This is a genomic window from Sorangium sp. So ce726 (assembly GCF_051521405.1).
Classification (GTDB): Bacteria; Myxococcota_A; Polyangia; order Polyangiales; family Polyangiaceae; genus Sorangium.
On record NZ_CP150349.1, the window covers coordinates 12,790,129 to 12,801,934 of the forward strand.

At 71.8% G+C, this 11,806-nt stretch carries 8 protein-coding genes; 6 read left to right on the forward strand and 2 right to left on the reverse strand.

Features of this window, described 5'->3' with window-relative positions:
* The first annotated feature begins 289 nt into the window (after positions 1–289).
* The 5 genes from WME79_RS47600 (at position 290) to WME79_RS47620 (ending at position 7,083) form a co-directional block, all read left to right on the forward strand.
* Positions 290–721: a hypothetical protein gene (locus WME79_RS47600; protein WP_437529250.1), complete on the forward strand. Its 432-nt coding sequence runs from the start codon at positions 290–292 to the stop codon at positions 719–721.
* Positions 722–835: 114 nt separating this feature from the next.
* A complete protein-coding gene (locus tag WME79_RS47605) occupies positions 836–3,931 on the forward strand; it encodes a hypothetical protein (RefSeq protein WP_437529253.1) in 3,096 nt (1,031 codons plus the stop codon).
* Positions 3,928–5,544, forward strand: coding sequence for a hypothetical protein (locus WME79_RS47610; protein WP_437529256.1), 1,617 nt, complete (start codon positions 3,928–3,930; stop codon positions 5,542–5,544). Before WME79_RS47605 ends, WME79_RS47610 begins: the two co-directional genes overlap by 4 nt.
* A gap of 349 nt (positions 5,545–5,893) precedes the next feature.
* On the forward strand, positions 5,894–6,532 hold the full coding sequence (locus WME79_RS47615; RefSeq protein ID WP_437529258.1) for a hypothetical protein: 639 nt from the start codon (positions 5,894–5,896) through the stop codon (positions 6,530–6,532).
* A gap of 56 nt (positions 6,533–6,588) precedes the next feature.
* Entirely contained in the window at positions 6,589–7,083 is a 495-nt protein-coding gene (locus WME79_RS47620) for an SUMF1/EgtB/PvdO family nonheme iron enzyme (protein WP_437529260.1), read from the forward strand.
* 247 nt (positions 7,084–7,330) lie between these two features.
* On the opposite strand, the gene WME79_RS47625 is transcribed toward WME79_RS47620, so the two are convergent.
* Entirely contained in the window at positions 7,331–8,044 is a 714-nt protein-coding gene (locus tag WME79_RS47625; protein WP_437540082.1) for a TfuA-like protein, read from the reverse strand.
* A gap of 7 nt (positions 8,045–8,051) precedes the next feature.
* Entirely contained in the window at positions 8,052–10,142 is a 2,091-nt protein-coding gene (locus WME79_RS47630) for an FG-GAP-like repeat-containing protein (RefSeq protein WP_437529262.1), read from the reverse strand.
* Between the two features lie 1,346 nt (positions 10,143–11,488).
* Between WME79_RS47630 and WME79_RS47635 the strand changes: the two genes are divergently transcribed.
* Positions 11,489–11,662: a hypothetical protein gene (locus WME79_RS47635; RefSeq protein ID WP_437529265.1), complete on the forward strand. Its 174-nt coding sequence runs from the start codon at positions 11,489–11,491 to the stop codon at positions 11,660–11,662.
* The last annotated feature ends 144 nt before the right edge of the window (positions 11,663–11,806 follow it).

Below are 11,806 nucleotides of genomic sequence, written 5' to 3' on the forward strand. Positions count from 1 at the left end.
CGGGCGGCGGCTCTGGAATGCGCGAACGTGCGCGCGCGGCGGCTCCGCCGCGCCGGGGGTATTCCGTACTCTTCCGCCTCATCGGCTCATGAAGGATCGCCGCTCCGCGTGATCGGCGCCGTGCAGGCCGGCGTGCCCGGAGAGCTCTCTGGATTTTCTCGGGCTCTTCCGGGCCTCTGGCCTTGTCGCGCTGCGCGCGCCGCAGCGGGCGCGGATGCACATCGGGACGCGCATGCGGCTTGCTATGCCCGCTGGGCGCACAGCGCGAACAAGCGGAGAGGTGGCCATCGTGAGCCCATTGCACAGAGAACGGATGGTGACGGCGCGCGAGAGCAGCCAGCCCGAGGCGCGGTTCGCCGACGAAGAGATCCCGCCCGAGTCGGGCCGCCAGCCGGCCGTCTACACGGCGCGCGGCGGGCCCACCGGAGAGCCCTGGCCGGAGCGCGCGCCCGTGCTCACGCCGGAAGAGGCGCGCGAGCTGTCCGAGCGCTGGAGCGCGATCCAGGCGGGCTTCATCGAAGCGCCACGCCTCTCGGTCGAGCAGGCCGACGCGCTCGTGACCGAGGTGATCCAGCGGGTCACGCAGAGCTTCCGGGAGGAGCGCGCCGCGCTGCAGCGCCTCGTCGACGGCGAGCCCGGGCGAGGGGAGGCGTCGACGGAGGAGCTCCGGCTCGCCCTGCGCAGGTACAGATCGCTGCTCGGGCGCCTGCTCGCGTTCTAGTTCCGCCCAGTTCCACCCGCCAGGAGTCCGGCCAGGCTGGCCCGCACTCGGGGACGACCGGGGCGAGCGCTCCGCTTGCGCGGCGCCCTGTAGCGGGGGCTCTTCGCTTCTGGCATGGTCGCCGCCATGCTCGTCCGCAGCGCTCTCTCCTGGGTTCCACGCGGCCCGCGGCGCGACGCACGCCGCCTGACCGGCCCCGCGCTCGGGCGCCGCGCGCCGGCGCTGCTCGGCGCCGCGCTCGCCCTTTCGCTCGGGTGTTCCGGCGCGGCTCCGGCCCCCGTCGCGCGTCCGCCGCGGGTCGTGAAGACGCCGCCCGCGCAGCCGAAGGCGCCGGAAGGGCCGCCGCTCCTGCCGGCCCGGGTGATCGCGGAGCTCGACGACGAGGACGCGACGCCCTACTTCGCCCGGCGCGGCGACGAGGCGCTGCTGCTCTACGCCGCGGGCGGGCGCTGGAGGACACGCGTCCTCGGCGCAGACGGCGCGCCGCGCGGGGAAACCGTGGACGCGGGGCCCGTCGCCGCCGACGTGCCCGTCGCCGCGCTGCGCGCCACGCCGCAGGGCTACGTCGCCGCCTGGATCGAGCAGATCGAGGGGAGCCGCGCGGTGCGCGTGCTCGCGCTCGACCCCGCCGGCAAGCCGAGCGCCCCGGCGAGCCTCGTCGCGCAGACGGCCGAGGAGATCTCGTGGCTCGACGTGCTCCCGAACGCGCAGGGCGCGCTCGTGCTGTGGGAGATGCCGCGCGAGGCCCAGGGCGACGCGGCCCGCGCGGGCGTCGCCCACCCCGACATTGACCGCGTCGACGTGGTCATGACGGTCGTGGCGCAGGGCAAGGGCGCCGCGATCAAGCCGACGGCGCCCGCGTCGGTCGCGCGCGAGGTGCTCGGGTGGCACGCGGTCGCCACCGAGCGGGGCGCGGCGGTCGCCCTCGTGCTCCCGCCGGCCGCCCCGCGCGGCCGAGGCGAGGGCAAGCCCGCGCGCAAGGCGGAGGCGGAGGACGCTGCAGAGGACGCGAAGCTCGGATCCATCGCGCTCCTGGAGATCGACGCGGCCGGGAAGGTGTCGGCGCCGGTGGTCGTCAGCCCCGAGCCGACCGCGCAGATCGATCTCGAGATCGCCTCCGTCGGCGGGCGTTACCTGCTCACCTGGACCGACGAGCGGGACATCGACGGCGCCGTCTACCTCGCGGCGGTCGAGCCGGGCGGCAAGGTGGTGGTGGCGCCGCGGCAGGCGACGCCGCCGTCCGGCGAGCAGGCGCTCGTGTCGCTCGTCGCGCCCTCCCAGGGCGGGGGCGGGCGGGCGCTGCTCGCGTGGGAGGACCTGCTGCGCGCCCGCGGCGGCGAGGTCGGCGGCGCGGGCGCGCGCGGGCCGGGGCGCCTCATCCACCTCGCGTCGGTCGGCCCGGACGGGACGCTCGGCGCGGAGCGGGCGGCCCTCGTCTTCAGCGCGAGCGGGCCGCCCGACATCGCGGCCGACGGCGACGGCTTCGCCGCGGTGACGCTCGCGCCCGCCACGCTCAAGATGGCGCGCGACGGGGCGGCCGCGCCGCCGGTCTGGCCGACGTTCGTGCGCTTCGGGCCGGATCTCTCGGTGCGAGCGGCAGAGCCGGTGCGCGCCGCGCCGTTCGCGGCGACGGACGGCGTGCCGTACCTCGTGCGCGGGCTGACGTGCCACGCGGGCGCGTGCGCGACGCTGGCGAGCGCCGCGCCCGGCCCGCAGCCTGCCAGCGCTGGCGGCGCGGCGGGCGCGCGGGCGCCGCTCGCGCTGGTGTCGCTCCCGGTGCGCGAGAGCGCGTGGCGCGCGCCCGCGTTCCGGGAGGACAAGGACCCGCCGCCGCGCGCGACCGCGGTGCGCGCCCTCGCCGAGGGCGACCCCATCGCCAAGGTCGCGGCGGTCGAGCTCGACGGCGGCGCGGCGCTCTCGGCGTGGGTCACGTACTTCGTCGAGGGCGCGTCGGACGCTGCGCCCCGCGGGCAGGAGGTCTCCGCGACGCTCGCGGTGCGCGCCGTGTCCCCCGGCGGCCTCGGCAAGCTGAGCGTCCTCTCGCAGAAGGCGTCGTCGCTCGGCGGCGTCGCGATCGCGGCGGCGCCGCCGATCCCGGCCGACGCGAAGGGCAAGGGCGCGGCGCAGGGCGAGAGCGTGATCGCGTGGGTCGCGCGCGAGCGGGGCGAGACGCAGGTCTACCTGACCAAGGTCGACGCGACGGGCGCGAAGGTCGCGCAGAAGAAGCTCACCACGGCGCCGCGGAAGAAGCAGGGCGGCGCCGCGAGCGAGGCGTCCGACGTGGCGATCGCCTACGACGGCGCGGGGGGCTTCATCGTCGCGTGGATCGACACGCGCGACGGCAACGCCGAGGTGTACGCGGCGCGGGTGGACCGCGCGCTGAACCGGACGGCGCCGGACCGGCGCATCACGAACGCGCCGCTCGACGCGGCCGAGGTGCAGATCGCGGTGCGCGGTCAGGAGGTGTGGCTCGTGTGGTCTGACGCGCGCCCGTCCGGCGGCGCTGCTGGTCAGGGAGGCGCGGCTGCGGGCGGCGGCGCGGCCGCCGCGGCTGGTCAGGGGGGCGCAGCTGCGGGCGGCGGCGCGGCTGCGGGAGCCGGAGCGGCTGGTCAGGGCGGCGCGGTTGCGGGCGGCGGCGCGGCTGCGGTTGGCGCGGCTGGCCAGGGCGACGAGCCCGGCGGCGACATCTTCCTCGCGCGGCTCGACGCGAAGACGCTGCAGCGGATCGGCGACGAATCGCGCCTCCATGCATCCTCGGAGCACTCGCGCAGCCCGGTGCTCGCGCCGCTCGAAGGCGGGCTCTTCGTCGGCTGGATCGACGAGCCGGCCGACGAGGCCGGCGGGGGCGCGGTGGCCGGCGGGCGCGCGCGGCTCGTGCGGGTCGACGGCAACGGAGCGGTGCAAGGCCCGCCCGTCGTGGTGAGCGGCCCGGACGGCGCGGCGGTGTCGTCGCTCGCGCTCGCGTGCGACAAAATCTGCCGCGGCGTGATCGCCTCGGCCCCAGGGGACTCGGTGGAGCTGAACGCCTTCACGCTGGCGCCCGGCGACGTGTCGGCGCCCTCCCTGAAGCCGCTGGCATGGCTGACCGGCGGCGCGTCGCAGGACGTGTCGCCGGCGTTCGCGGGGCGGTCCGGCGCCTCGCTGTTCTTTGCGGACGACGCGGTGAGCGGCTCGGGGCGCGTCCGGTGGATGACGATCACATGGCCGTGAGCGGAGCAGATCGCGCTCGCCGGCGGCGCGCCGCGCCGCTGCGCGCGGGCGGGCTCCTCCTCGGGGCGCTGGCCTCCACGCTCGGCTGCCCCGGGCCGCCGGAGGTGCCGGTCCCGCCGCCGCGCAAGCCGGCCGGCGCGGCGGCGTTGCCGGCCTGCAAGGAGAGCGGCTGCTCTCAGGCCGGGGCGCTGCTCGCGGCCGCACGGGCGTTCAGCGACGTGCGGCACGACTACCTCCTCGACACGTCGAGCGCGATGGTGCCGGGCCGCGGGCTGTCGCGGAGCGCGGCGGGCGCGTTCTCGCCGGTCGGCCTTGCTTGCGCCCGTCCGAAGGCTGAGACGGCAGCGCCCGCGGCGACGGCAGCGCCCGCGGTGGCGGGAGCGCCCGCGGCGACGGCAGCGCCTGCGGCGCAGACGGTGGCCGCGATCACGGCGGCGCCCCCCGCAACGGCGGCGCCGGGTGCACCCGCCCCGGCGCCGGGCGAGCGCGCGATCGACTTCCGCTACGTCGGCATCGCCGTCGACTCGGTCCTCGTCGGCGCCGACGCCGAGCTGCCGGCGTACTTCAGCGCCGGAGGGACGCTCGACCGGCGCCGGCTGCGGCTGGTCGCGATGGCGCTGGTCGCGGACGAGGATCCGCAGTTCTTCGAGCCGACCGAGAGCGTGGTGCCGGCGGCGGGCGGCGGCTGCGCCTGCGGTCGCGCGACGCACTTCATCGGGGCCGTGAAGCGCGGCGCGATGGTCGCCTACGAGACGGAAGTGACGGCCGGCGAGGCGCACGGCACGGCGCTCGGCCTGTTCAAGGCCCGGCTCGAGGCGGGGGACCGCCGGGTGACGATGACCTCGGTCGGGGAGCTGGCCATCGAGGGCGTCGAGGGCGCGCCGGTCGCGGGCGCGAAGGGAGGCGGGCAGGCGTTCGGCGCGCTGCGGATGGAGGTCAAGAAGGCGGTGCCGCTGGCGTACGCGATCTACCCGGTGGCGGACGTGTGCCGCTTCTCGCTCGCCGAGCCCGAGATCGCGCCGCTGCCCGTCGATCTCGGCGTGGTGCCGTATGGCGCCACGGGGACGGCGCAGGCGCTCATCACGAACCGGGCGCAGGTCGATGTCCGGGTGACCCACGGCGAGCGCACGGTCGAGGTGCCCGCGCACGGGAGCGCGGAGCTCGCGTTCTCGTGGACGCCGGAGGGCGCGACGGCCGGGTGTGAGCGGCAGACGCGGCGGGACACGTTCGTCGTGCAGCCGAAGGACGCGTCCGCCCCGGTGGTGCCGCGCGAGCGGGCCGTCGTGGTGCCGCTGCAGGTCACGACGGGGATGCCGACCTTCTCGAAGCACGAGCCGATCGCGACCGAGACGGGGCGGTCCCCAGACTACGGCCGCGCGAGCGTGGACTGGACGTGCCCGGCCGGCTACGTGGTCGAGCAGTGCGAGCCGCAGCTGGCGAGCTGCCTGTCATCGACGGGGAGCTGCAACGCCGAGGGATACCGGCTGACGGCCGACGCGACCGCGGACGGGCGGGGATGCGCGTTCCGGTGCACGGGGCCGAGCTCCACGATATGGGGCGACCACGGGTGCTCCTACACGGCAGCCATGGTGTGCCGGCTGGGGTGCAACTAGCTGGCTCGGCGTCGGCCGGGTTCCTCCGTGACCGCGTTGGGAGGTAATGCCGGAATGCCCGGCCCACGGGGGCAATGCTCAACTTTGCCTGTTCGGCGTGGCGACTAGGGATCTCGGCGCGTAGGTTCGGCGGGAAGAAGTGCAGCGGCGTCTCAGGACGGCGAGCACGCGCGAAGCGAGGGTGAGAGAGAGCCGCCCGTCGGATTCCTGCCCAACACCCAAGCCGGGTCGACGCTCGGGGACCCGAACCGAGCCGGCTGAAAGGTCGGCGCCCTCGCGCAAATTTCCGCGTACCGAGGCGGCCCGCCCCCTTGTAGAATGGTTCTGGTAGCCGGTTGATCATCCGACCATGTCTGCCCCGTCCTTCGGTCCACCCATGCGCGCTGCGGCGTCGGTGGTGCGCGCTCTCTCCTCGGCCGCGCTGGCGACCGTCGCGCTGCTCGCGTCGGGCTGCCTCGACCTCTCGCAGCCCCAACACGAGCCGCCTCCGCAGACGGCGCCGTACCTGATCGCGTCTGCGGCATCTCCCAGCCAGCTGCAGGTCGTCTACATTCATGAGGAAGACGTCTTCCTGGACTTTGGTGCTGCCGTGCTCTCCGAGGACAACAGCGTGGATGTCGAGATCGCGCTCTACCTCGATTACGGCACGCGCAATTCAGCCGGGCAGCCCTACCGGGACCGCGACTACCCGTTCGAGGCCATCGAGGCGGGCACGATGCATGAAGGGCAGCGCCCCTTCGTGAGGCGCTGGTTCTTGGGCTCGTCCTCCGTGACGGCGGGCTGCCACACGCTCACCATGGTGGCGTCGCATGCGTTCGACGTCAACGTGTGCCCAGCAGATCTAAAGGATATGAGCTACTTGACTTGGCAGCTCATCAAATGCGACCCGGACGACCCGAGCTGCCCGACGTCGTGCCCCGAGCTAGCCTGCGCGGCGTCCAAGTGCCCGTCATGCGCTGACTTCAACCCAGGCGGCGAGGCGCGGTGACGCCGGGATCGGCGCCGCCCGATACGGCGGGTCCGCGAAGGCCATCCACGGCCGCGATGAAGCGGGCGCTCGTCTGCGATCCTTACGGCTGGCCGACGTGGACCGACGCTCCGGCCGCGAACGAGGACAAACCCATCGTGTGCGCGACATGGCTCGAGCTGTTCGCGTCCTGCGCGTGGTACGGCGGGCGCCTGCCGACCCAGGCCGAGATGAACTACGCCGCCGCAGGCGGCGAGAACAACGGCTGCTGGATGGCGCGGGCCTCATCATCGCCACTCCCGAAGCCGCAGCGCCAAGGCTTCCAGCCCCGCATGCGAGGCCAGGAGTCGAACGAGGCCAGTCTTCTTCGAAGTCGGCCACCAGCGAGGCATGTCCAGCGGGAGACGGGTGCGACCCGTGTTTTGTTGGAGGAACGAATTTGCGGTGGCGAACCGTCGAGATCCGTCGCTTCGTCCGGAATCTGGGGGCACCAAACCACCGATCGCACCCGTTTGGAAGGCATGGACGCAACTCGGGCCCAACGAATAGGTGTTTGCGCGCGTCCGCCGTGACGAGATAACTCGAGCTCGTCAACCCGTTCCGCCACCGTCCGGCGACGTTCACGCCGTCGGAGATCGGCCGCTGCATCACGGCGCCGGACCGATCCGGAGGGCGACGCCGACGCGAACCAGCGGCTATCGCTGCGCCGCGCCGAGTCGGTCGTCATCCGGCTCCACGCCGTGCCGCTCGGCCAGCGGATGTCGATGGACCTCACGCGCCTGCCCGGCCAACCAGCTGGAGCGTCGGCGCTCGACCGGCTCACTCCGCACCGCGCCTCCGGCGCACGCGCCCGTAGCAGCTCATCGCGCGCAGCTGATCGGCGAGGTGGTGATCGAGCTCGGGCTCGGTCGCGGCCTGCGCGCAGCGCACGACCGCCTCGCGGCGCATCAGCTCGAGGAACGCGGCCGGGTCGAGCTCTTGCTCGGCGAGCCACGCCCGGGTCTCGGCGGCGGTGTACAGGCCGTGCTCGCGGCGGAACTGCTGCGCGGTGCGCTCGAACGCGTAGTCGACGCGCTTCGGTGCGGCGCCGGCGGCGCGCGCGGCCTGCATCGCGTCGACGAGCGCAAGCGCATCGCGGCGCTTCTGGTCGACGCGGCCGCCGGGCAGCCAGCGCTCGAGCGCGGCGACGTCGCAGCCGGTGGCGCGCGCCTCGGCGAGCAGCTCGGGCCACCGGCGGTCGGGATAGAACCGCTGCTTCGCGAGCGCGACCAGCCGATCGGCCGCCGCGCGGGTGCACGCGCCGGCGGCGACCGCCGCGTCGAGCGTGGCGCGGATGTCGACCAGCGCCTCCGAGACATGGCGATAGCCGTGGTCGGCCGCGAGGTGGGTCAGCGCGACCTCGTCGTCGGCGTCGAGCGCGCCCGCGCGAAACTGCTCGAACACCCAGCCGATGCCGACCATGCCGAAGTCGGCGAGCTCGGCCGCGCGCAGCGCGCGAGATGGACCGGTTGTCGTCCTAGCCGGACAGGGGATCGAGCGATCACTCCATCCGCACCTTCGCCACGTTCAGCGTGCCGTCGGTTTCGTTGCACACGATATCCGAGCCGAACTGCCCGTCGGCATTGCCGACGTGAACGTCCTTGATCGTGGCGCCGGTGCACCAGCCGTCGAGGTCGCCGCGCCACTCGGCCGTCAAGAACTGGCCGCTGGCGTCCGAGAGATCGATCTCGGTCTTTCCCGACACACCATCGCGGCACATGAGGTCGCTCCGGCCGTCGTTGTTGAAGTCGCCGACGTAGAGCGTGGCGTTCGAGCCCGTGCAGAAGTTGCGCGTGGCGAGGCTCCACTCGCTGCTCCAGAACTGGCCGCTCGTATTCGCCAGGTCGACGGCCATGGCGCCGTTGGTCTGGTTGCAGAGCGCATCATCACGGCCATCGCCGTTGAAGTCGCCCACGTAGAGCTTCTTGCCGGCCCCGTTGCAGAAGTTGCGACCCGAGAGGGACCAGTCGGAGCCCAAGAACTCGCCGCTCGTGCTGGCGAGATCGACGAATATGTCACCGTCGTCCTGGTTGCAGAGCAGATCGTCGCGGCCATCGCCGTTGAAATCGCCGACGTACAGGTGCTCGCTCGCGGTGCGGCAGAAGTTGCGAGCCGAGAGGGACCAGTCGGAGCCCAAGAACTCGCCGCTCGTGCTGGCGAGATCGACGAACATATCGCCGTCGTCCTGGTTGCAGAGCAGATCGTCGCGGCCATCGCCGTTGAAATCGCCGACGTACAGGTGCTCGTCCGCGGCGCGGCAGAAGTTGCGAGCCGAGAGGGACCAGTCGGAGACCCAAAATTCGCCGTTCGTGTTGGCGAGATCGACGAACATGTCGCCGTCGTCCTGGTTGCAGAGCAGATCCATGCGGCCATCGCCGTTGAAGTCGCCCGAGTAGAGGTGCTCGTCCGCGGCGCGGCAGAAGTTACGCGCGGTCGACCATGTGCCACGGACGAGGCCGAGGCGGGGGCGGGCGGTGATGAGCGGCTTCGTGTATCCGGTCGGCAGCGTGCCCACGCGCTCGATGAACTGCGTCGTGATGGGCGGCTCGCGGTTCAGGAACGACCAGATCATGTGGGCCTGGGAATCGGAGATGTGCCGCCGATTGCATACGTTGACCGACTGGTAATCCATGACGTTCAACCCGACGACGCCGTCCGGATACAGGCGCGCCACGCCGTCGAGCTCCGGGTCACCCGGGACGAAGGTATCTCCTGCGAGCGTACAGCTCACGTCGCAGACCGTGATGTCCTCGTAGGTGCAGGATGGACTGATCAACGCGAGGCTGCTCTCGAAAGGCGTCGCCGCGGCCTTGCTGCCGAAAAAGACCGGACCACTCGTCGTGGACCTGAACATGAGATCGTAGCGATCGGCCTTCTTCCAGGTGAGGCCCGTGTCGGGATCCTGGCCGCCTGCCGCCTGGAACACGTGGGCCAGCCCCACATAATGCCCGAGCTCGTGCGCCAGAGCCGCGTCGTCCAGGCTCCCCGGAATCATGAAGCCGATCCTCCCGACGTGCGGGAAGTCGGCTGCGTTCAGGTTGCTGGGGTGCCTTCCGTTGATGACCATGACGATCTCGTCATCGGGCGCGTAGGTCGCGGCTGTCGCGTGCCACCAGTCGTTCGTGAACGAGGCCCCGGCCGGCTTCGTGCCTTTCACGGTCGTGTCGGGCCAGGCGTTCGCCGGGACCTCCGGGAAGCCGGCCATGATCGTGCTCTTCACATCCGCCCACGTGTGCGCCGTGGTCTCGGAGCACCAGAGGGCCGGGGATTCCACGCGCGTGAAGCTCCGCAGGTAGAACTCCACGCCGGCCGCGGCGTAGATCTCGTTGGCGATCGCGATGCCCTGCTGCAAGCGCGTATCATTCAGTTCGCCGTCATGCCCGGAGCACGTCGTGCCGCAGAGCGGGGCCGGCCTCGTTTCGCAATCGCTATCGGCCTGGGCAATGGCGCGAATCGGGATCCGCCGTCGATCGAGGGGCGACATGAGCGCCTGCCCGGCGCTCTTGGTCTCGATCGCGGGATCGAGCGCGGGCTGGTCGTCCTCGTTCACGCCGATGCAGGCCCCGATCATGAGCATGAGCGGCATCATCATCCAAGTGCTTCTCAATCGCATTTTCTTCTCTCCGAGACAAAGAAGCCCACCCGCGTCGATTCGCGGTCAGGCGCATCGTGATGCCGAGCTCGAGAGCTCGACGCTGCTAGAGCGACAAACGGGTTGAAACTGCCTGAAAAGCGCAGAATTTCGAACCGCCAAGGACGCCAAGAACGGAGAATTATCTTGGCGTCCTTGGTGTCTTGGCGGTTCATTTCTCGCTCGATCAACGTGATCGGTGTCCTAGGTCCGCTTGGAGCGGTCAACGCACGCCGTGTGCCAGGGGCAGAGGGCGCTCGATGTCTCGAGATGTCGCGTTCCACGCGCCGGCAAAATCAGCCGCCCGCCGTGAAATGTGGCCCATTTCTCTGTGACATGTAACGGACTGCAACGTCGCATGTCACGGCTCGCAGCGTGACATGTCACGGCTCGCAGCGTGACATGTCACGAATCGCGCGTGACATGACCCACGCGTGCATCGCGCCTCGGTCGATGGGCGCACGCCGAAAGCGAAGCCGCGGCGCCCCTGGTCGAGGGTGGAGCCCTGGTAGTCTACCGGCGTACATGGGCCACGACCTACCGGAGATGCGAATCGACCGCGGAATGCCAGTCAGGTCACGGTGCCACGTGAGAACCGGCGTCCTCTTGGTCGTACGCTACGGGGTGCCTCGGGAGGGGGTGGACACCTCCGGAGGCACTCGGGGGGTGCCATGGCCACTTCGGCACAAGGCGACACGAGCCTCGCGCGCCAGATGGAGAAACAACGGAGATCGGGGCACAACGCGCCTGGCGCGGGCTTTGCTTGGGTCGAACGTATGCCACACCAATCATCGATGCGAAGATCATGGGCTGCTGTCACCGTCGCGCTGCTGACGGCCGCACTGCTTGCGGCGTGCGGCTCTGCCACCGTTGCGGATACCCCGAGCTCCACGTCGACCGCCGGCGCCAGCGGGAGCTCCGGCTCGGAGGCAACTGGCGAGGATACCCCGAACTCCACGTCGACCGCCGGCGCCAGCGGGAGCTCCGGCTCGGAGGCAGCTGGCGAGGCGTGCGGGATGAATGGGCCTTGCGAGCCGGGGTCGCATTGCCTCTTCGGCGACCATGCGTGCGGGACGAGCCCGCCCGATGCCCACTGCCCGACGGAGGGCTACTGTGCTGTGCCCGTTTCATGCAGCGGCCTGGGCGGTCCACCTGTCTGCGGCTGCGACGGCAAGGTCTACGACAACGCGTGTCTCGCGGACTCCGCCGGCGTGGGCACTTCGAGCCTCGGAAACTGTGGGCCCGCGCCTCAAGGGCACTTCGCGTGCGGCGAACTGTTCTGCGAGAAGGCGTCTCAAATATGTATTGTGAACCATCCCGACGGCTGCGGGTTCACCCGGCACGAGTGTCGCGACCTGCCCCAGGGCTGCGGCAGTGCCAGCTGCAATGAGTGCGTCGACCAGTCGAATGAGTGCCTCGATGTCCTCCAGTGCAGCGCGGACGCCAACGGCGACATCACCGTCACGTGCGCCACCTTCTGACCTCGACGACGAGCGATCCGGCAGCAGCTCCATCGATACAGGAAATCTTCCTGCACGCATGGGCCACACGGCGTGGACGCGGAACAAGATCGGGCGCTGCCGTCAACGACGCGCCGCGGACCGCGACAGCGGCCGTTTGGACGA

Bases quoted from the DNA above. Each gene is read 5' to 3' on its own strand.
- WME79_RS47605 (WP_437529253.1), top strand. From the start codon at position 836: ATGGTCGCCGCCATGCTCGTCCGCAGCGCTCTCTCCTGGGTTCCACGC.
- WME79_RS47615 (WP_437529258.1), top strand. From the start codon at position 5,894: ATGTCTGCCCCGTCCTTCGGTCCACCCATGCGCGCTGCGGCGTCGGTG.
- WME79_RS47620 (WP_437529260.1), top strand. From the start codon at position 6,589: ATGAAGCGGGCGCTCGTCTGCGATCCTTACGGCTGGCCGACGTGGACC.
- WME79_RS47630 (WP_437529262.1), bottom strand. From the start codon at position 10,142: ATGATGATGCCGCTCATGCTCATGATCGGGGCCTGCATCGGCGTGAAC.